General features: G+C 63.5%; 19 protein-coding genes. 7 read left to right on the top strand and 12 right to left on the bottom strand.

Annotated features, from left to right (window positions below):
• The first annotated feature begins 105 nt into the window (after positions 1–105).
• Positions 106–1,290, top strand: a complete 1,185-nt coding sequence (gene spoIIP, locus H9Q75_RS10180) for a stage II sporulation protein P (RefSeq protein WP_186566731.1) — start codon at positions 106–108, stop codon at positions 1,288–1,290.
• A 54-nt stretch (positions 1,291–1,344) separates the two neighbouring features.
• On the opposite strand, the gene H9Q75_RS10175 is transcribed toward spoIIP, so the two are convergent.
• Genes H9Q75_RS10175 through lexA form a run of 4 tightly spaced genes read right to left on the bottom strand, consistent with a single transcriptional unit; the run spans position 1,345 to position 3,361 of the window.
• Positions 1,345–2,100: an exodeoxyribonuclease III gene (locus tag H9Q75_RS10175; protein ID WP_186566729.1), complete on the bottom strand. Its 756-nt coding sequence runs from the start codon at positions 2,098–2,100 to the stop codon at positions 1,345–1,347.
• Positions 2,097–2,282 carry a DUF6440 family protein gene (locus H9Q75_RS10170; RefSeq protein ID WP_186566727.1) on the bottom strand — a complete coding sequence of 62 codons (186 nt, stop codon included), beginning with the start codon at positions 2,280–2,282 and terminating at the stop codon, positions 2,097–2,099. The genes H9Q75_RS10175 and H9Q75_RS10170 overlap by 4 nt, the downstream gene beginning before the upstream one ends.
• Positions 2,269–2,739: a methylated-DNA--[protein]-cysteine S-methyltransferase gene (locus H9Q75_RS10165; RefSeq protein WP_186566725.1), complete on the bottom strand. Its 471-nt coding sequence runs from the start codon at positions 2,737–2,739 to the stop codon at positions 2,269–2,271. The genes H9Q75_RS10170 and H9Q75_RS10165 overlap by 14 nt, the downstream gene beginning before the upstream one ends.
• Before the next feature lie 4 nt (positions 2,740–2,743).
• Positions 2,744–3,361, bottom strand: coding sequence for a transcriptional repressor LexA (lexA, locus tag H9Q75_RS10160; protein WP_186566723.1), 618 nt, complete (start codon positions 3,359–3,361; stop codon positions 2,744–2,746).
• 171 nt (positions 3,362–3,532) lie between these two features.
• Here lexA and H9Q75_RS10155 point away from each other — a divergent pair, with 171 nt between their 5' ends.
• From H9Q75_RS10155 to H9Q75_RS10145, 3 genes are read left to right on the top strand one after another with little or no spacing between them, the layout of a single operon-like run.
• Positions 3,533–4,015 (top strand): MarR family winged helix-turn-helix transcriptional regulator, encoded by a 483-nt coding sequence (locus tag H9Q75_RS10155; RefSeq protein ID WP_186566721.1) that lies wholly within the window; start codon positions 3,533–3,535, stop codon positions 4,013–4,015.
• Between the two features lies 1 nt (position 4,016).
• The gene (locus tag H9Q75_RS10150; RefSeq protein ID WP_186566719.1) at positions 4,017–5,756 is read left to right on the top strand and encodes an ABC transporter ATP-binding protein; all 1,740 of its coding nucleotides are present in this window, start codon (positions 4,017–4,019) and stop codon (positions 5,754–5,756) included.
• The gene (locus H9Q75_RS10145) at positions 5,756–7,912 is read left to right on the top strand and encodes an ABC transporter ATP-binding protein (protein ID WP_186566717.1); all 2,157 of its coding nucleotides are present in this window, start codon (positions 5,756–5,758) and stop codon (positions 7,910–7,912) included. Before H9Q75_RS10150 ends, H9Q75_RS10145 begins: the two co-directional genes overlap by 1 nt.
• 90 nt (positions 7,913–8,002) lie before the next feature.
• Here H9Q75_RS10145 and H9Q75_RS10140 read toward each other — a convergent pair whose 3' ends face one another.
• The 5 genes from H9Q75_RS10140 to H9Q75_RS10120 form a co-directional block, all read right to left on the bottom strand.
• Positions 8,003–9,832, bottom strand: a complete 1,830-nt coding sequence (locus H9Q75_RS10140; RefSeq protein ID WP_186566714.1) for a DEAD/DEAH box helicase — start codon at positions 9,830–9,832, stop codon at positions 8,003–8,005.
• Between the two features lie 217 nt (positions 9,833–10,049).
• Positions 10,050–10,994, bottom strand: coding sequence for a hypothetical protein (locus H9Q75_RS10135; RefSeq protein ID WP_186566712.1), 945 nt, complete (start codon positions 10,992–10,994; stop codon positions 10,050–10,052).
• Complete coding sequence (locus H9Q75_RS12885; RefSeq protein WP_341480936.1) at positions 10,912–11,406, bottom strand: hypothetical protein; 495 nt, start codon at positions 11,404–11,406, stop codon at positions 10,912–10,914. Before H9Q75_RS12885 ends, H9Q75_RS10135 begins: the two co-directional genes overlap by 83 nt.
• Positions 11,403–12,797 (bottom strand): MATE family efflux transporter, encoded by a 1,395-nt coding sequence (locus tag H9Q75_RS10125; RefSeq protein WP_186566711.1) that lies wholly within the window; start codon positions 12,795–12,797, stop codon positions 11,403–11,405. Before H9Q75_RS10125 ends, H9Q75_RS12885 begins: the two co-directional genes overlap by 4 nt.
• 2 nt (positions 12,798–12,799) lie before the next feature.
• Positions 12,800–13,387, bottom strand: coding sequence for an HD domain-containing protein (locus H9Q75_RS10120; RefSeq protein WP_186566710.1), 588 nt, complete (start codon positions 13,385–13,387; stop codon positions 12,800–12,802).
• Between the two features lie 192 nt (positions 13,388–13,579).
• On the opposite strand from H9Q75_RS10120, the gene H9Q75_RS10115 reads away from it, so the two are divergent.
• A complete protein-coding gene (locus H9Q75_RS10115) occupies positions 13,580–14,149 on the top strand; it encodes a manganese efflux pump MntP (RefSeq protein ID WP_186566709.1) in 570 nt (189 codons plus the stop codon).
• Between the two features lie 229 nt (positions 14,150–14,378).
• The gene (locus H9Q75_RS10110; protein ID WP_186566707.1) at positions 14,379–15,842 is read left to right on the top strand and encodes a M20/M25/M40 family metallo-hydrolase; all 1,464 of its coding nucleotides are present in this window, start codon (positions 14,379–14,381) and stop codon (positions 15,840–15,842) included.
• Between the two features lie 183 nt (positions 15,843–16,025).
• Here the strand turns inward: H9Q75_RS10110 and H9Q75_RS10105 are convergent, their stop codons facing one another.
• Genes H9Q75_RS10105 through lspA form a run of 3 tightly spaced genes read right to left on the bottom strand, consistent with a single transcriptional unit; the run spans position 16,026 to position 18,214 of the window.
• The gene (locus H9Q75_RS10105; protein WP_186566705.1) at positions 16,026–16,832 is read right to left on the bottom strand and encodes an HAD-IIB family hydrolase; all 807 of its coding nucleotides are present in this window, start codon (positions 16,830–16,832) and stop codon (positions 16,026–16,028) included.
• 21 nt (positions 16,833–16,853) lie between these two features.
• Positions 16,854–17,765 carry an RluA family pseudouridine synthase gene (locus tag H9Q75_RS10100; protein WP_186566703.1) on the bottom strand — a complete coding sequence of 304 codons (912 nt, stop codon included), beginning with the start codon at positions 17,763–17,765 and terminating at the stop codon, positions 16,854–16,856.
• Positions 17,762–18,214: a signal peptidase II gene (gene lspA, locus H9Q75_RS10095; protein WP_186566701.1), complete on the bottom strand. Its 453-nt coding sequence runs from the start codon at positions 18,212–18,214 to the stop codon at positions 17,762–17,764. Before lspA ends, H9Q75_RS10100 begins: the two co-directional genes overlap by 4 nt.
• A 242-nt stretch (positions 18,215–18,456) precedes the next feature.
• On the opposite strand from lspA, the gene H9Q75_RS10090 reads away from it, so the two are divergent.
• Positions 18,457–20,310 carry a tetratricopeptide repeat protein gene (locus tag H9Q75_RS10090; RefSeq protein WP_186566699.1) on the top strand — a complete coding sequence of 618 codons (1,854 nt, stop codon included), beginning with the start codon at positions 18,457–18,459 and terminating at the stop codon, positions 20,308–20,310.
• Positions 20,311–20,350: the final 40 nt, after the last annotated feature.

Genomic DNA, 20,350 nt, shown 5'->3' with positions numbered 1-20,350 from the left:
AAAATAGTTTGATTCTCAAAATAAAATCAACGGTGGGACAGGCTCATATTCCGCCCGGGCCGCGCATAGGCTGGAGCATCACAACAGATAAGGATGGGATGCACAATGAAAGAAAAGATTCAGTGGGGCCGGCTGTTCCGGCGCAGCGCGGCCCTGTTTATGGCCACCATCGCGGTATGGGCGCTGCTGCTTTGTGTGGGCGCGGGCGCGGCCGCGGACGCGGTGCGCGGCCTGGGGGAGAGCGGGGAATTCGTCACCGCGGCCCTGGCGGCGGAGCTGGGACAGATGGCCCCCCGGGAGACGGAATCGGACGGCCTGACCCGCTGGGAGGAGCTGGCCCTCAGCCAGTCCCCGCTGCTGAGGGGAAACCGGGAAACGGTGGCCCGTTTTCTCGCCGGCGGGGGGACGGCTGCGGCGGACACAACCCCCGACCTGCCGGCGGGACAGCCGGCCCAGGATCACGACGATGTGACCGAGCCGCCGGAGACCACCGCCGCTCCGGAGGATATTGTGGAGCGGACGCTGATTCCCACCAGCCCCCAGGGCTATGTGTATGCGGATGGGCTCTATCTCTATAACCGCACCGGCCTGGAGGTGGATCTGGCCGCGGCCGCAGCCGCGCCGGTGGATATTACCCTGCCGGCGGAGGGCCCGCAGATCCTGATTATGCACACCCACGGCAGCGAGGCCTATACGCCCGACGGGACAGATGTCTATGAGCCGTCGGACGCCAACAGCCGCACCCTGGATGAGGATTACAACGTGGTGCGGGTGGGGGATGAAATGGAGCGGGTGTTCACGGAGATGGGGTTGTCTGTGGTCCACGACCGCACGCTGTACGACTATCCCAAGTACAGCGGGGCCTATGACCGCTCCGGCGCGGGAGTGGCCCAGTATCTGGAGCAATATCCCTCCATCAAAATTGTGCTGGATATTCACCGGGACGCTCTGGTGGGAGAGGACGGCACCGTGTACAAGGCTGTGACCACCATTGACGGAGTCAAGACCGCCCAGGTGATGCTGGTGCTGGGGTCCAGCGAGGGGGGCGAGCACCCGAACTGGACGCAGAATCTGGCGCTGGCCGCCAAGCTCCAGCGGAGCATGGATACCCTCTACCCCACCCTGGCCCGGCCCATGGCGCTGCGCGTGCCGGTCTACAACCAGGAGCTTACCAACGGCTCCCTGCTGGTAGAGGTGGGCAGCCACGGCAATACCCTGCAGGAGGCACTGGCCGGGGCGCGGCTGTTTGCCCGGGCCGCCGGACAGGTCCTGCTGGGCCTGGAGGAATAAGAAAGAGCCCCCCGGCGCGCAGCGCCGGGGGGCTGTCTTGTTTGACGGGCGGCCTTAGTCGGCCAGATCCAGCTCCACCGGACAGTGGTCGGAGCCGTATACATCCGCATGGATTACCGACTCGCGCACCCGGTCCCTCAGCCGGTCGGAGACAATAAAATAGTCAATGCGCCACCCGGCGTTGTTGGCCCGGGCGTTGTACATATAACTCCACCAGGAGTAGGCGCCGGTTTTGTCCGGGTAGAGCAGGCGGAAGCTGTCCGTAAAGCCGCTGGAGAGCAGGCGGGACATCTTGTCCCGCTCCTGATCGGAGAAGCCGGCGTTGCCCCGGTTGGACTTGGGATTCTTCAGGTCAATCTCCTGGTGGGCCACGTTCAGATCCCCGCACAGTACCACGGGTTTTCTGGCGTCCAGATCCTTCAGGTATACCAGAAAGGCGTCCTCCCACGCCATGCGGTAGTCCAGCCGGGTCAGGCCCCGCTGGGCGTTGGGCGTGTAACAGCACACCAGATAAAAGTCCTCAAACTCCGCCGTAATGACCCGGCCCTCCGTGTCGTGCTCCGGCAGGCCCAGGCCGTAGCTCATCCGCACAGGCGGTACCCGGGTGAACAGGGCGGTGCCTGAGTAGCCCTTCTTTTCCGCGCTGTTCCAGAACTGCTGATAGCCAGGCAGCTCCAGTTCAATCTGATGGGGCTGCAGCTTGGTCTCCTGCAGGCAAAACACATCCGCGTCAATGGTGTGGAAAAAGTCCAAAAAGCCCTTGCCCAGACAGGCGCGCAGGCCGTTGACATTCCAGGAGATCAGCTTCATACTTCATCCTCCACCGCCCAGCGCATGGGCTTCCCCTCCCCGTCCAGCAGGGGGGTCAGGCCGCCGGCGTAGCCGGAGACCGTCTGCAGATAGAGCGCGCCGGTCTCCGTGTCCAGCAGAATACGGGTGAGTTCGGTGACACCCTGGGTATAGATGATCTGAAAGCGGTCATGCTTTCCCATGATAGGAGCCCTCCAGTTCCAGCAGGAATTGTTTCAGCGCCAGCCCGCCTCCGTAGCCGGTCAGGAAGCCGTTTGCCCCCACCACCCGGTGACAGGGGATAAAGATGGACAGCGGGTTGTGGTGGTTGGCCTGCCCCACCGCGCGCACGGCCTTGGGACTGCCGATGCGGTGGGCCAGCTCCCCATAGGTAATGGTCTCCCCGTAGGGGATGGTGAGCAGGGCGTCCCATACCTTTCTGCGAAAAGGGGTGCCTTGGGGGGCCAGGGGCAAGTCAAACTGCCGGCGCTTTCCCTGGAAATACTCCAGCAGCTGCGCCTTTGCACACGCCAGCAGCGCCGTCTCCCGCTGGACCATGCGGGGATACCCCTGCCCGGGCAGCCAGATATGGGTAAGCGCGCCGTCCTCCTCGGCCAGGGCCATGGTGCCGGCGGGGGTGTCCACGGTGATCAGATCCATGGCCTCAGTACCTCCTCACCACGGCCACGACCTTGCCCAGGATCTCACACCCGTCTCCGTCGATGGGCTCATACTCCGGGTTTTCCGGCATGAGCCAGGTATGTCCATCCTTGCGGCGCAGGGTCTTGACCGTGGCCTCGTCCTCAAAGAGGGCCACCACGATCTCTCCGCTGCGGGCGTCCTGCTGCTGGTGGACCACCACCAGATCACCGGGCAGAATCCCCGCGTAGAGCATGGACTCCCCCCGCACGCGCAGGGCAAAATGCTCTCCGGTCAGGCCGTCGGTGTCAAAGGTCAGATAGTCCTCCACGCACTCCTGGGCCAGAATGGGGGACCCGGCCGCCACATTGCCTACCACGGGCACCCGGTCGGCGGGCGCCTCGGGCTCCGCCGCGGAGCGCGCGCCGGCTCCTCCGCAGATGGTGATGGCCCTGGTCTTGCCCTCCTCCTTGGAGATTAGGCCGGCGGCCTCCAGGCCCTTCAGATGGAAATGGACCGTGGAAGGGGACTTGAGCCCCACATGCTCCCCGATCTCCCGCACGGAGGGGGGATATCCGTGCTGGGCGGCGAAGGAGATGATATAGTCGTAGATCTGCTGCTGCTTGGGGGAAAGCGTCTTCATGGCAGACCCTCCTTTATAAAATTCCAGATTGATTGTACCACAGGAGAGAGAAAAATGCAAACATTTGTTCCAATAAAATTGTTCACAATTTAGACTTGATTTCTCCACGGGGTGGGCTTATACTACGTAAGCATACTAATTATCAGGGTGCGAACGATTGGAGGCGATGAAATGTACTGTGCGGACGAACCCAGCGCCATTTTTCACGGGCTTCAGCAGGCCCACCGCAAACGGGTGATGGAACAGCAGTCCGCCCGCGGCGTGGCGGAGTTGGGAAATCCCATGCTGTTGCTGGTACTGCTCCACGGGGAAGAGAAAGGTAAGGTCTTTTCCCAACGGGAGGTAGCCAGGACCATGCGCCTGTCCCCGGCCACGGTGGCCATGTCCCTGCGCTCTTTGGAGCGCCAGGGGTATGTGGCCCGCCGGGCCGATGAGCACGACCAGCGCCGAAACCGCGTGGTACTCACGGAAAAGGGCCGCCAGGCGGTGGGAACATGCGGCCAGGCGTTCCGGGCGGTAGACGAACAAATGCTCTCCGGCTTTTCCCGGCAGGAGCGCGCTCAGCTGACCAGCTTTTTGCTGCGCATGCTGGAAAATCTAGGGGGTCCGCCGGAGTTTCTGCCGCCCCCGCCGCAGGCAAAGGAGGAATCATAACTTGCTGCAACTCTTTCTCACGCACCTCCGGGGTTATGGGAAACAGGCCGTCAAGGCCCCCATTATGATGATCCTGGAGGTCATATGCGAACTGACGCTTCCGCTGGTAATGTCCAAGATCGTGGATGAGGCCATTCCCTCCGGGGACGTGGCCTACATCTTCAAGCTGGGGGCGCTGATGCTGGCGCTGGCCGCCGTATCCATGACCTGCGGCGTCCTGGGGGCCAAGTATGCCTCTTACGCCAGCCAGGGGTTTGGCGGCAACCTGCGTCAGACCCTTTTTGACAAGATCCAGACCTTTTCCTTCGCGGACATTGACCGCTTTTCGTCCGCGTCCCTCATTACGCGGATCACCAACGACGTGAACAACATGACCATGATGCTGGCCATGGGCCTGCGCATGCTGGTGCGCGCCCCGGTGATGCTGGTGGCCGCGCTGGTGATCAGCGTGGTGCTCAACGCGCGCCTGGCCCTGGTGCTGGCGGTGGTGATTCCCCTGATGGTGCTGGCCATCGGCGTGGTGATGAAGGTGTGCACCAAGCTCTTTGAAGCCATGCAGAAGAAGATCGACGCCCTGAACAACACCCTTCAGGAAAACCTGGTGGCCATTCGGGTGGTGAAGGCCTTTGTCCGCGGCGCCCATGAGCGGCAAAAGTTTAAAAAGGCCAATGATGAGCTGACGAAAGCCGGCCTCAACGTAGGTATGAAGATCGTAGCCATTCTGCCTGTGATGATGCTGGCCATGAACGGCGCCACCGTTGCGGTGCTCTACTTCGGCGGCAAGATGGTGATGGGGGCCACCTTCGATCTGGGCCAGCTGCAGGCGTTCCTCAACTATATCTTCCAGATCCTCATGAGCGTCATGATGGTGGCCATGTCCCTGCTCCAGCTCTCCCGCTCCCAAGCCTGTGCCCACCGGATCAACGAGGTGCTGAACGCGCAGCCCGACATTGAGGATCAGCCCCAGGCCGGCCAGTCCGCGCTCCCTGCGCCCCGGGGCAAGGTGGAGTTTCAGGACGTGTCCTTTAAATATGTGGCCACCGGAACCGGGGACGATGTGCTCTCCCACGTGAGTTTTTCGGTGGAGCCCGGACAGTTTGTGGCCATTGTGGGCGGTACCGGAACTGGGAAATCCTCTCTGGTCAACCTGATTCCCCGCTTCTATGACGTGACCGGGGGCGCTGTCCTGCTGGACGGCGTGGACGTGCGGAACTATCCCCTGGAGGAGCTGCGCAGCCGCATCGGCATGGTGCTTCAGACCAATGTGCTCTTCTCCGGGACCATCCGGGAGAACCTGCTCTGGGGCCGGGAGGACGCTACGGAGGAAGAGCTGGTTCAGGCGGCCAAGGACGCCCAAGCCTATGATTTCATCATGGCGCTTCCGAACGGGTTTGACACCCGTCTGGACCAGGGCGGCGTAAACGTCTCCGGCGGCCAGAAGCAGCGCCTGTGCATTGCCAGAGCCATGCTGCGCAAGCCCGCCGTGCTGATCCTGGACGACTCCACCTCTGCCGTGGACTCCGCCACCGAGGCGGCCATCCGGGAGTCCTTTCACAGGAACCTGGCGGGAACTACCGTCATCATCATCGCCCAGCGCATCTCCTCGGTGCAGTATGCCGACGAGATCCTGGTGCTGGACGACGACCATATCGCTGGCCGCGGCACCCACGAGGAGCTGCTGGCCTCCAATCCCATCTATCAGGAAATCTATCAGTCTCAGCAGGAAGGGGTGAGCGCATAATGCCGGGACCCAATCACGCCCCCAAGGGGGGCTATCAAAAGCCCAAGAACATGGGCAGGACCATCAGGCGGCTGCTGGGCTATCTCACCAGCAATCCCCTGCCCCTGCTTTTGGTGGTGGGCTGCCTGCTGGCATCGGTGTTCACCAATCTGGGCGGCTCGTATATGCTGCGGGGCATCATCAACGACTTTATCTGGTCGGGCTGCACCGACTTTGCCGGGCTGGGGCTGGCGGTTTTGAAGCTGATCGGCATCTATCTGCTGGGATGCCTGGCCACCTATATCCAGTCGGCCACTATGGTGCGCCTGGCCCAGCGGGGCATCAACCGGCTGCGCAAGGATCTGTTTGACAAGCTGCAGGATCTGCCCCTGAGCTACTTTGACAAACATCCCCACGGAGAGCTGATGAGCCGCTTCACCAACGACGCGGACAACGTGCAGCTGGCCCTGGAGCAGAGCGTGGTCTCTCTTCTGTCCAGCTGCCTGATGTTCGTGGGCCTGGTGGGGCTGATGCTCTTTATTAACTGGAGGCTGTTCCTGGTTACCCTGGTGGTGCTCGTGGCCACCATGACCCTCTTTAAAAACCTGGGCGGAAAGAGCCGCAAATATTATCGCGCGCAGCAGTCCGCCCTGGGCGCGGTAAACGGCAATATCCAGGAGATGATTGAGGGGCTGAAGGTGGTCAAGGCCTTTACCCATGAGGAGCAGGCCAAGAAGGAGTTTGAGCAGCTCAATAACGCCTATCGGGACGCGGCCCAGAAGGCCAACTTTTATTCCACCATGATTATGCCTGTAGCGGGCAATCTGATGAACATCAGCTATGCCCTGACTGCCGCCGCCGGCGGTCTGCTGTCGGTGCTCCAGGGCTTTGACCTGGGCGGCCTGGTGGTCTACCTCAACTATTCCAAGCAGGTGGGGCAGCCTCTCAACCAGATCTCCCAGCAGCTGACCACGGTGCTCTCCGCTCTGGCGGGCGCCGAGCGCATTTTTGAGGTTATGGATACCGAGCCTGAGGTGGACAATGGTACGGTGACCCTGATCCCCGCGGAGAAGGACGCCAACGGCACCCTCTCCGCTTACTCCGGCCAGGGCCGCTCCCGGGTGTGGGCCTGGAAGACCTCCAAGGGCAGCGGTATGGCTCTGGTACCTGTACTGGTGGGCGAGAACGACGTGCTGACCGAGCTGGGTCAGGCGGTGCGGGTGGAAAACGGCCTGAAGCTGCTGCCGCCCCATCAGGACTCCGAGGAGGGTCTCTGGGTGAAGATTGCCCCGGACGGCACCCTGACCGAGGTAGCCGACCTGGCGGCCCTGGCGGGCCACGGCTGGGCCTGGAAGTATCCCGACCATACGGGCAGGAGCTCACTGCACCTTATCCGGGGCACGGTGCGCAATGTGCCCGGCGAGGACTGCTATCTGACCGAGCTGCGGGGCGCGGTGCGCTTCCACCATGTGGACTTCTCCTATGTGCCGGGCAAGCGGATTCTCAAGGACGTGTCGGTCTACGCCAACCCTGGCCAGAAGATCGCCTTTGTGGGCTCCACCGGTGCGGGCAAGACCACCATCACCAACCTCATTAACCGGTTTTACGAGATTGAGAGCGGCATCATCACCTATGACGGCATTGATGTCACCCGGATCCGCAAGGATGACCTGCGCCGGAGCTTGGGCGCGGTGCTGCAGGACACCCATCTGTTTACCGGAACTATTATGGAGAACATCCGCTACGGCCGGCTGGACGCCACCGACGAGGAGTGCATCGCCGCGGCCAAGAGCGCCAACGCCCACTCCTTCATCCGTCGCCTGCCCGAGGGCTACCAGACCATGGTCTCCGGCGACGGCGGCAACCTGAGCCAGGGGCAGCGCCAGCTGCTGGCCATTGCCCGGGCAGCCGTGGCCGACCCGCCGGTAATGATCCTGGACGAGGCCACCTCCTCCATCGACACCCGCACCGAGCGGAACATTGAAAAGGGCATGGACGCCCTGATGGAGAACCGCACAGTCTTTGTCATCGCCCACCGGCTTTCCACGGTGCGCAACTCTAACTGCATTGTGGTGATTGAGCACGGCGAGATCGAGGAAAAGGGCGATCACGACCAGCTGCTGGAAAAAAAGGGGCGGTATTATCAACTCTATACCGGCCAGTTCCAGTTGTCCTGATTCAAAAAATAAAGCGGCCCGGACTGTGAAAACAGTCCGGGCCGCTTTATCTGCTTTTGCGGGAGGAGCAGCCTGCCCGGAGGGCAGGGCTCAGTCCTCGTAATTCATATAGTAGGGCTTCATCAGGCTGCCGGGCTGCTCCGTGGAGTCCTTCTGAGTGCCCCGGCGCAGCTCCGGCGGGCCGTTCCGGCGGCCCTGAGGGCGCCTCTTTTTGCCGGAGGCCTTGGCGGACTGCTGCGCGCCCCCTCCCTGCCTGGGCGCCTGCGACGGGGGCTCGGCGGGCTTGGAGGCCTTGGAGCGGCTGCGGCGGCGCTTTGCGGGCTTGTCCGCCGGAGTAGCGGCCGGCGTGCCCCCCGTCGGCCGGGCGGCGTGCCGGGGAGCCAGCAGGCGGGCGGTGGCATCCAGGATCACATCACTGGCCAGGGGATCCGGTTTTTCAAATTCAAAGACATCGGCGCTCTCGTGGACCGGAATGGCGGGGGCCGTGGCGGTCAGAGCCTCCTCCAGGGTGGCGCTGGCCCGATAGCCCCGGGCCGCCTTCCTCTGGGCCGGGGTCTGCTGTGGCTTAGGGGGCCGCTCCGCGGCGGGCTTGGCGGCCTTCTTCGGCCTGTCGGTCCGGGCCGGGGCGGTGGGCTGCGGCTCAGGTGCGGGCTGGGCGTTTTTCCGGGCCTCTGCGGCGGCCTTGGCCGCCGCATCCCGGGCACGGCGGCGCTCCTTGGCGGCGGCACGGGCCTCCGCGTCCTCCGGATTCACCACCCGGCCCTTTTTGTCCTTGGGCAGGGGGTCAAACACCTCCATGGGCCAAGGGTGGTCCTCCACTACGGGGATGGGCCGGCCCAGGAGCCTCTGGATGTTCTTGAGCTCCTCCCTCTCGTTGCTGTCGCAGAAGGAGATAGCGGTTCCCTCGTGGCCCGCACGGCCGGTGCGGCCGATGCGGTGGACATAGGTCTCCGGCACGTCGGGGAGGTTGTAGTTGAACACGTGGGAAAGCTCCTCAATGTCCAGCCCCCGGGCAGCGATGTCGGTGGCCACCAGGGCCTTGACCCGGCCGGCCTTGAAGTCGGCCAGGGCCTGCTGACGGGCGGTCTGGCTCTTGTTGCCGTGGATGGCCGCAGCGGACACCCCAGACTTATTCAGGTCCCCAGCCACCTTGTTGGCCCCGTGCTTGGTGCGGGTAAACACCAGGGCGTTCTTCACCCCGGCGGTCTGAATCAGGCTGGAGAGCAGCTTGGTCTTGTTGCCCCGGTCTACGAAGTAGAGCTTCTGGTCGATGACCTCCACCGGGGAGGAGACCGGGTCCACCGCCACCTTCACCGGGTCGGTGAGCAGCGAGTCCACCAGCCCCTGCACCTCAGGGGGCATGGTGGCGGAGAAAAACAGGGTCTGCTTTTTGGCGGGCAGCCACTTGAGGATTTTGCGCACGTCGTGGATAAAGCCCATGTCCAGCATCCGGTCAGCCTCGTCCAGGACAAAGATTTCCAGCTGCTCCACATGGATAAAGCCCTGGTTGTGCAGATCCTCCAGCCGGCCGGGGGTGGCCACCAGAATGTCCACGCCCGCCTTCAGCTTGTCCACCTGGGGCTGCTGCCCCACGCCGCCGAAGATGACCGCGGAGCGCAGGGGGAGGTGTTTGCCGTAGGCCCCAAAGCTCTCCTGGATCTGGAGGGCCAGCTCCCGGGTGGGGGTGAGGATCAGGGCGCGGATGGGCCGACCCTTTGCAGGTGCGGCGTTCAGCCGCTGCAGGATGGGCGCGGCAAAGGCGCAGGTCTTGCCCGTGCCGGTCTGAGCACAGCCCAACACGTCCCGCCCGGCGAGGGCGGGACCGATTGCCTTCTGCTGGATGGGGGAGGGCGTGTCATAGCCCAGCTCGTCCAGCGCGCGCAAAATGGGCGCAATGAGGCCCAGGTCTTGGAAGGTCATGTGATTAAATTCCTTTTTTCTCTGATTTGCCCTCCCTGCGCCGGGGGGCGGAGCAGACGCGCGGGAAAAGCCCGCGGCGCAGACGCGGGCAATCATACGTCAGGCGCCCGCCGGCCGGCGGTGGGCGTCAGGACGCAAGCTTCTATCCATATACTATATAGTATACCACAATTTCCCGAAAATACAAGAACTGCAGAATGGGGCCGCGAAGACGGCGTTACAGCCAGGAATCCAGGGGAATGTAGTGGACCGCCCGGGGGGGCTCGCTTTCATCCGTGCCGGGCGCATACTCGTTGATGCGCAGGGTAAGATCCTCCTCCCCCTGAGGGACGAAAAACACAAAGGAACCGTACAGCGGGTCTTCCCACTGGCAGTCCCGCAGGCTGACCGCGTACACACCGTACTCCTGCTCCAGCGCGCGGGCCAGAAAGGGGTCGTCATCCAGACAGAGCGCTGTGCCGTCGGGGAGCAGGATGCAGGGGGTGTCGAAGTACACATCCTCCCGCTGGGTACCTCCGGTGATCCACACGTCCACCGCCAGGCAGTCATACCCTTCCTGATAATAGCGGGAGGTCTCCTCCAGCGGGATCCACCAGCTGTCCTCAATGGACGCCTCGGCCCCGCTGAGCGGGAAGTACTCCCAGGTCTCGTGGAATACATCGCCCTCGGCGGCGGGGAGAGAGGGCTCGGGCGCGGGCTCGGAAAGGGAAAAAAGCGCGTCGTAATAGGCCTCCTGCACCAGGGAGACCAGCAGGCCGCCCACAGAAAAGAGGGCGACCAGAACCAAAACAATGACAACGATGACCAGCGGGGCTTTGCCCCGCCGCGGGGGCTCCTCGCAGGCGGCACAGCCCTGGATGCGGCTGGAATGTGTTTGGCGGCGCAGCTCCGGGGTCCCGCCGTAGGCGGGGTGACTGCCGGGCGAAGCGCCCTGCCCCGCTGTGTCCGGCGGCGTGCGGCGGGGTTGCTGCTGGCGGGCCCTGGCCTGCTCCTTGGCGCGGGTCTGATTGCGCTGGCCGGTTTCAAAGCGGGAGAGCAGCTCCCGCTCCAGCTGGGTGGCGCCGCTGTCGGCAGGCGGATTATAGGCTCCGCACTTCGGGCAGAAGTCGTCCTTGTCGTAGTCGTAGCGTTTCCCACAGTCCTTGCAGCGGATGGTGCGCATAACATGACCCCCTTTTCCGGTGGCTGGCAGCAGCGTGGCAGGAAGAAATACTGGGCCGCTCCAAAGGAAACGGCACAGACCAAGGCAGAGAAATTACAAAATTATTATAGCAAAACATCGCCCGCACGGCAATGGAGTGCTCCGTCAGCTGGGACAGCTGGCGGATCTTCTGGTTGAGCATATCCCGCATACAGTTGGGCACATGCTCCTGATGGGCCCGGTGAATGGCGACGCACTCCTTGCAGTTGCCGTGATAGCGGCAGGCCTTTTTGCAGGGGCAGTGATCCTTTTCCCGGTACTCCGCACGGAAGGCGGCGGCGAACTCCTCCTGCAGGCGGAGGCCCTCCGGCCGGTCGCCCCGGTGAAAGGCGGCCATGGCCTCTTTTTCCTTGGGATTTCCATCAATGATCATGACGGCTCTCCCCCCTCGGCGGCTAGCTGCTGGGTCCGGCGATTCAGAATGCGGGGAAAGCGCCGGATAAAGGTCAGGCCGGTACAAGCGGCGGCGGCAATGTCGGCAATGGGCTCTGCCAGCAGCACAAAAAACACTTGGTCGTGCCCGAACAGCCGGGGCAGCAGATAGACCAGGGGAATGAGCAGAATAATCTTGCGCAGCAGGGCTAGAAAGAGGGAAATCTTTGCCTGTCCCAGGGCCACAAAGGTCTGCTGGCAGGAGTTCTGCACCCCCATGGCGAAGATGCCGCCCATATAGATGGGCAGGGCCCAAACCGTGATTTCCACCAGCTCTGCCTTGTCGTTGAACAGGGCCACGAACGCACCCGGGAAAAGCCGCACCGCCAGCCAGAAGGCGCAGCTGAAAGCCACCGCGCAGGTCAGAAGCAGCCGGTAGGCCCGGCGCACCCGGTCCATCCGGCCTGCGCCGTAATTGAAGCCGATGATGGGCTGTGCGCCCTGGGCCAGGCCCAGAAGGGGCATGGAGAAAATCTGCATGATGCTGGAGCAGATGGTGACGGCGCCCACCGCCGGATCGCCTCCGTACAGGCGCATGGAGGAGTTGAGGGCAATGTTCACCAGGCTCTCGGTGGACTGCATGATAAAGGGGGACACGCCGATGGCCACCACCGGGGCGAGAATGGCCCGCCGCAGACGGAAATACCGGGCCTGCAGTCTCAGCCGGGTGCGCCTGCCCAGCAGAAACAGCAGCACCCACACTGCGGAGAGCACCTGGGAGAGCACCGTGGCCAGGGCGGCGCCCTGCACGCCCATGTCAAAGACAAAGATAAAAATGGGGTCGAGAATGATGTTGGCCACCGCACCGATGATGACCGTGAGCATGGAGAAGGCGGAGAAGCCCTGGGTGGTGATGAAATTGTTCAGCCCCAGGGAGACCAGTACGGCAATGGTCCCCCAGAGATAGACGCCCAGATATTCCACGGCGTAGCCGATGGTGTTCTCACTGGCGCCGAAGAGATAGAGCAGGGGCTCCTTCCAGAGTTGGAACACCACGGTGACCGCTGCGGAGAGGAGCACCAGCAGCGCGGTGCAGTTGCCCAGAATCTCACTGGCCAGGTCCAGCCGGCCCTCCCCCATGCGGATGGCGGCCCGTGAGCCGCCCCCCAGTCCCACCAGGGCGGACAGGGCGGAGATGAACATGAGCACGGGAAAGCAGATGCCCAGGCCGGTCAGAGCCAGGTCCCCCACCCCCTCGATGTGCCCGATGTACATCCGGTCCACAATGTTGTACAGGGCGTTGATCAGCTGGGCCACAATGGCGGGCAGGGCCAGCCGAAACAGCAGGCCGCCCACACTGTCCCGGCCCAGATCGTTGACGTGTTTTGCCATGGTCAGTTTTCCCCGCCCTCCAGAAAGTAAGTGGCCTCCATATCGGCCACGCTCAGGGCAAAGGCCAGGGGGTACTGCTCCAGGGCCTGCCCCACCAGGCGCTTGTCCTCCTCGCCGGAAAAGCCCATGTGCCAGCGGATGGCCATGGCCTCCTCCCGGGTCAGCTTCAGAAAGCCGGAAATGATATACACGGATTTTTCCCCGTGGCCATAGGGCAGCTTATCCTCATAGAAAAAGGTGGGGACCTTCTCCCAGGCCCCGGTGGCCTCGTTCTTCACATTGCGGGTGCCGGAGCGGTAGCAGCCGATTTTGCACAGGTCGTGGAGCAGGGCGGCCACAGCGGCCGACTCCTGGGAGTACTCCAGGCCATACAGCTCCCGCACCCGCTCCCGCTCCAGATAGGCGCTCAGGCAGTGGTAGACATTGACGCTGTGCTCACACAGCCCGCCGGCGTAGGCCCCGTGAAACCGGGCGGAGGCGGGGGCGGTGAAAAAGTCGCTTTTGTGCTCTAAGTAATCCAGCAGGGCGTCTGCGCCCTCCCGGTGGATGTGGTCCGTGTACAGCTGGATGAATTCTTCCTTGGCGCTCATGGGCTCTCTCCTTTTTTGGCTGCGTATCGGGCTCGCGTTTTTGCACTTGCGCCCGGAGGGCATAAGCAAAAGGGACGCAAAGCAAAGTACAATGCCGCGTTGCGGTTATTATAGCACAGATCCCTCCCTCTGACCACCCCCTGAACGCCGGACAGGCCGGGCGCATAGGATGGGCGGAACAGGAGGGTACACATGCAGGAAGTATGGACCATGCTGCTGGCCGTGCTGCTCTTTGCGCTGGCCTGCAATCTGGATACGGTGCTGCTGGCCATGGGCTACGCGGCAAAGGGGATCCGGGTCTCCTTCGCCCACAGCCTTCTGATCGCGGCGGTCACCACTCTGGTCACCTGGCTTTCCCTGGCGCTGGGGGACGCGGCGGCACAGGTGCTCCCGACGGGACTCACCGGGGCCCTGGGCGGTGTGGTGCTGGTGGGGATCGGACTGTGGTTTTTGCTGGACTACTTACGCAATCTGGGCCAGGGGACGCAGGAGCAGCCGCCCCCCGCAGCCCATTCCGCCTGGGGTTGGGTCTCCCTGGCGGCGGCTCTGGCGGTCAATAACGCGGGCATCGGTGTGGCGGCCGGGGTGACGGGGATTGCCCCCCTCTGGGCGGCCTCGGGGAATTTTGCCGTGACCCTGGCCGCCCTACCCCTGGGGCGCTGGCTGGGCCGCCGTCTGGCCGGGCGGCTGCTGGGGCGGTACGCCCTGCCACTGTCCGGTGTGCTGCTGGTGGTGCTGGGCGCGTGGGAGGTGCTGGGATAGGCACGGCCGCGGGGGGCATACCCGGTGTGCAGGGGGCGTGCTTTGTGGTATAATAGCTGCAAGTCAGCTATTATACCAATCGCCCGGCACGATCCGCTCCCGCCCTGCGGGCGGAACCGCGGACGATGCCGATCTGCCACGAAACCCTTCGCGTTTGTGGCAGTATAGCTGCAGAGCGGGACGAGGATAACCCCATGATATTCCAGAAAAACGGCAAGGAAGTGATCCGATGACTCTGTTGGAACGCCTGGGCGGCCGGGCGGAAATTACCCGGGGAATCGTTGCGGAATTTAGGCGTCTGTCCCGGCATCCCCACGCCTCCTGGCACGAGGCGGCCACCGCACGGGATGTGGCGGAGCGGCTGCTGGAGCTGGGCGTGAGGCCGGTGCTGGACGAAGCGGGCAACATGATGGCAGAGGTGCCGCCCTCCCCGGGGCGGGAGGGCGCCCCTCTGCTCCTGGTACAGGGGCATCTGGACATGGTGTGCGCCGTCTCCCCCGGCAGCGGGTTTGACCCGCTGACCGACCCGGTGTGCATCCGGGACATGGACGCCCTGCTTCGCTCGGACGGCCGCTCCTCCCTGGGGGCGGACAATATGCTGGGCAACGCCGCGGTGTTGTGGCTGCTGTCCGGGCGGAAAATCGCCCATGGCCCCCTGCGGCTGATCTTTACCGTGGCGGAGGAGCTGGGGCTGGAGGGGGCAAAGCGGGTGAACCCGGGCTGGCTGTCCGGAGGGGCCTACCTGCTCAATACAGACGGCTTCCACCTGGGCCGGGCCATTGTGGGGGCGGCCGGCGGGCGGCGGGAGACCTATACCCGCCCCCTGAATCCCGTCCCCGCCCCCGCGGGCACGGCCTGGCGCATCTCCCTCACCGGCGGGGCGGGCGGGCACTCGGGCTATGACATCCACCTGGGCCGGATCAACGCGGTCAAGGCCCTGGGGGAGCTGCTGGCGCTCCTGCGGGAACGGACAGGCTGTGCCCTGGCCGCCTGGGAGGCGGGGACCGCCCACAACGCCATTCCGGCCCAGGGCAGCCTTCTGGTGGTATGCCCGCCGGAGACGGAGGGGGTGCTCCGTCCCACGGCGGAGGCCTGGTTTGCCCGCTGCCGGGCGGCCCATGCTCAGACAGACCCCAACCTGGACCTGACCATCGCCCCCGCCCCCCGGCCCGGCCGGGTGTGGACGGCAGAGTGCCGGGATGGGGCGCTGGCCTTGGTCAACGGCCTGTGGAACGGCGTGGCGGCCATGCACCCGGAGTTTTCCGGCGTGGTGGGCGACTCGGCCAATGTGGGGAAAATCGGACTGGAGGAGGGTCAGCTCCAGGTGTGCGCCTTCCTCCGCTGCCGGGACGCGGAGCGCGAGGCCGCTCTGGCCGCCCGCCAGGAGGCGGCCGCCCGGGCAGCCGGCTTTGCCTGGTCGGTCTCCGGATATCCCGCTTGGCCGGGCGCGCCGGACAATCCCCTGGCCCTGCTGCTGGAGCGGGTCTACCGGGAGCAGACCGGCCGCACCCTGGAGATCAGCGCGGTCCACGTGGGGCTGGAGCCCTCCATCTTTCAGTCCAAGGCGCCCGGCCTGGTGATGGTGAGCACCGGGCCGGAGATTCTGGACGCCCACTCAGTGGATGAGCGTGCACCCCTCCACGCCCTGCCTGACTATGCCCTGCTGCTGGCGGGCTTCTGGGAGGCGCTGTAGCCGCCTCGGCGTGTCGAAAAAGTGGCTCTGCCACTTTTTCGAGGGGGCTGAGCGGTGGTTTCCCCGACGTGCATGTCGCCGTGGAAAACGGATTTTTATTTGCTTCGCGCCTCCGGGCGCCAACGATGCGAGATTTTTTTGATAGACTAAGGCGGCCCCGGCGAAAGCCGGAGCCGCCTGAATTTAATAGAGCTGGTCCAAACGCTCCACAATCTGAGCGATGCACCCCTCCCGGCAGGGGCAGAGGAGCTGGGCACCCCAGTCCTTGACGGCCTGGGCGCAGTCGCCGGGGGCAAAGGGGATGGCGGAGATGGCCAGCATGGGGATGTCGTTCTGATTGTCGCCCACGCAGTAGATGTGTCCGGGCTGAATACCCAGCCGGTCGGCCAGATAGCGGACCATCCCGCCCTTGTGGCTCCCCTTCCGGGTGAGCTCCAGCAGATAGGCGTTGGAGAAGATCACCTCATAGTGGTCGCTCCACCGGGCGAGCATGTACTCCTGCACACGCCGGAGGACGGGGGTATCCTGCTCCAGGATGACCTTGCTCCAGGGCTGGGGCATCTGGGCAATGGGCAGCTGGGTGTAGTGGGCCTTGGCCCGGGTAATGTGGGCCTCGGTGACCGCATTGGGCTGGTAGGCGTAGATATCGTCCCCATGGTAGGCCTCAAAGCCGATCTCAGGGATGTCCCGGGCCAGCTGGCACAGGTCCTCCCCCACCCGCTCCGGGAGAAAGGTCTCATACACCATGCGCCCGGCCTGGAAGTCATACAGGGCTGAGCCGTTGGAGAGGATCACCGGGGCGTTGAAGGGGACTTGGCCGGCATAGGGGGCGAAGGTGGGGTGGGCCCGCCCGGTGGCGATGGTGAACGTCCCACCCTCGCCGGTAAAGTAGTTCAGGGCGCGCAGGTTCTCCGGCGGGACCACCAGGTCACCGGTGATAAAGGTGTCGTCAAAGTCGCTGGCCAGCAGGACGCCGTTAAATTTTCCCAAAGCATTCTCATCCTGTTCTTTTTATAAGTTCCGCAGCTTGTCCAGCACGGCGGTGAAATAGGCGGGCAGGGGGCACTCCAGGGTCATGCGCTCCCCGGTGCGGGGGTGGGTGAAGGAGAGCCGCCGGGCGTGCAGGCACTGCCCTGCCAGGCCGGGATAGGGGCGCCGGGCCCCGTACACCACGTCTCCCAGCAGGGGGTGGCCCAGCCTGGCCATGTGCACCCGGATCTGGTGGGTGCGCCCGGTCTCCAGCCGGCACTGGAGGTAGGTATAGCCGGGGTAGCGTTCCAGCACGGTGTAGTGGGTCACCGCCGGGCGGCCGTGGAGGAAGTCCACCGCCATCTTCTTCCGGTCGGTGGGGTGGCGGGCGATGGGCGCGTCCACGGTGCCCGTGTCCTCCCGCAGACTGCCCACGCACACCGCCTCATACTCCCGATACAGGCTGTGGTCCTGGAGCTGGTCGGCCAGAGAGAGGTGGGCAAAGTCGTTCTTGGCCGAGATCAGGAGACCCGAGGTGTCCCGGTCAATGCGGTGGACGATGCCCGGGCGCAGGGCCCCGTTGATTCCGGAGAGGGAGCCGCCGCAGTGATACAGCAGGGCGTTGACCAGTGTCCCGTCCGGGTGGCCCGCCGCCGGGTGGACCACCATGCCCACCGGCTTATTGACCACAATGACATCGGCATCCTCATACACCACATCCAGAGGGATGTCCTGTGGGACCGCGTCCACCGGGTCCGGGTCGGGGAGAATCACGGTGAACACGTCGCCAGGGGCGGTTTTTGCATTCTTCCTTACCGCCTCGCCGGCGCGGGTCACCGCCCCCTCCTCCAGAAGCCGCTGGGCCGCCGAGCGGGTGAGCTGGGGCAGCATCCGGGCTAAAAACTGGTCGCACCGCTCACCTGCCCGGTCAGCGGTCAGCCTCAGGGGGGTCATTTGGCACCCTTCCCGTGGAGAAAGACGTAGTACACACAGAAGGCAATTCCTCCGGCCACCACACAGATATCCGCCACGTTGAACACGGCAAAGTTCATAAACAGGGTCTGGAACATGTCGGTGACAAAGCCCAGAAACAGCCGGTCGATCAGGTTGCCCACCGCCCCGGCCAGGACCAGGGCCAGACTGACCATGGCAAAGGGGCGGGGAAAGACCCTTCTGGCCAGCAGGACGGCCAGAAGGACCGAGACCACGGCGGAGACGATGGTCAGAATCCAGGTGTGCTCCTCCAGCAGGGAAAAGGCCGCGCCGGTATTCTGCACATAGGTCAGCTGGAGAATGTGGGGCAAAAAGGGCACACCCTCCCCCAGGGAGATATTGGCGCGCACCAGGAATTTGACCACCTGGTCCAGAACCACCAAAAGGGCGGCCAGAAGAAAATAGGGCATGGCGCAAAGGCTCCTTTATCAAATCAGAATGGATCCCCGCCCATCCTCTCTCCTCCGCCCAGAGGGCGGGAGCAAACGGGCGGATAGCAGAGTACAATTGCCGCTTTGCGGTTATTGTACCACGCCCCCGCGCCGCTGGCAAGCCGAACCGGACGGAGGGGGCGCGGGGATGTCGTTTTTGGTTGAAAGAGCAGGAAAACAATGGTATACTGCTGGCAAGATACCAAAAAGGCGGTGGAGGTATGGAAGAAAGCCGGATTTTATCCCTGAATTTGTTCTTAAACACAATGGCCGAAAGCTGTGAAAACGAGAAGCGCTACTGCTTTATTTTGGGGGCGGGGGCCTCCAAGACCTCGGGCATCCCCACCGGGGAGGAGATGGCCGCCCAGTGGCGGGAGGAGTTGGACCGCCTCTACGCCAATTGCCCCGAGGAGCTGCAGAGGCTGCAAAGGCGCCTGAATGTACGCAGCCTCAAGCCCTCCAGCAAAAATTACTTCAGCCTGTACGCCATGCGCTTCTTCCCGGACTACCGCAACGGCTCGGCCTTTCTGGAGCGCGCCCTGGAGCGGGCCCAGCCCAGCCTGGGCTACTACCCCCTGGCCGCCCTGCTGGCCCGTACCCGGAACAACCTGCTTATCACCACCAATTTCGACAGCCTGGTGGAGGACGCCCTGTTTATCTACACCGAAAAAAAGCCCATGGTGGTCAGCCATGAGCTGTTGGCGGATTATATCAACTTCAATACCAGCCGGCCCATTGTGGCCAAGCTGCACCGGGGCCTCTTTTTCAACCCCCTCAACCGGGCGGAGGAGGTCAACGGCCTGTCGGAAAAGTGGAAGAAGACCCTGCACAACGCCTTTAAGATTTACACCCCCGTGGTGGTGGGCTACGCCGGCGGGGACCACAGCCTGATGGACTTTTTGAAGAATGAGGCGGAGCTGGACTGCATCTACTGGTGCTACCGGGGGGAGGAGCCCTCCGATGAGATTCAAAAGATGGTGGAGCGCCACAAGGGCTATTTTGTCCCCATTGAGGGCTTTGATGAGATGATGTACCTGCTGGGCCAGAAATTTGAGTACAAGGACCCCTGCGAGCGGATCAAAAATGTGGCTGATCAGCGGATACGGGACTATACGGAGCAGGTTAAGGCCTTTGAGGAAAAGCTCAACGCCGTGGCCGACCCCAGCGAGACCCAGAACCAGATCCTGGAGGCCCTGAGCCAAAAGCAGCGGGAGGATCTGGAGCGCCTTGACCGGCGCATTGAGGAGAACGAAAAGGACGCGGAGGCCTATGAGGAGCGGGGAAAAATCTTCCACAACGCGGAAAAATATCAGCAGGCCGTCGAGGACTTTACGAAGGCCGTCCAGCTGGGCCGGGAGAGCGGGATGCTCTACTGGTATAAAGGGTATTCGGAGATGCAGCTGGGCCATACGGACGCGGGGTTTCAGGACTACTCCCGATCCCTGGAGCTGCATGAGTACGCGGGCGTGCGCTACAACCGGGGCCTTATCTACAGCAGATGGAAGGAGTACGAGAAGGCCATCGCCGATTTTACCCGTGCCATTGAGTTGGAGCCTGGGCGCTCCCAGTATCGTACCCAGCGTGCCATCGCTTACTACAATTTGGGAGAGGTCGAAAAGGTAATCGAAGACTGTGAAAAGGCAATCGAGCTGGGGCAGCCGGATGCCGACACCTATAAGTTCCTGGCGGATGGGCAGCGCAAACGGAAGGAGTTTGACAAGGCCATCGAAAACTATGGGAAGGCGATAGGGCTGAACTCCAAATTCAGCGCGGCCTACAACAACCGCGGGGTCGCCTATGAGGCCCTGAACTTAGATCAGCAGGCCCTGGCGGACTATCGGAAGGCGGCCCGGCTTACCACCCGTGATCCCCTGTACCACAGCAATGCAGGAAACGCGCTCAAGCGGCTGGGCCGGTATAAGGAGGCGGTCACCAGCTACAACAAGGCCATCAAGCTCAAGCCGGACGACGCAGATTTGTACCGGCGCCGGGCCGAGGCATACGACGCCTTGGGGCAGAGCGATAAGGCCGAGCGGGACCGGGAAAAGCACAAGCAGCTGAGCGGGCAGTCATAGCGAGATTTATGCCGCCGGGAGCCTTTGGCTCCCGGCGGCA

Origin of the sequence: Lawsonibacter celer (assembly GCF_014281125.1) — a bacterium.
Lineage (GTDB): Bacteria > Bacillota > Clostridia > Oscillospirales > Oscillospiraceae > Lawsonibacter_B > Lawsonibacter_B celer.
Note: the sequence above shows the minus strand (reverse complement) of the source record. Positions and strands in the feature narration are given on the sequence as shown.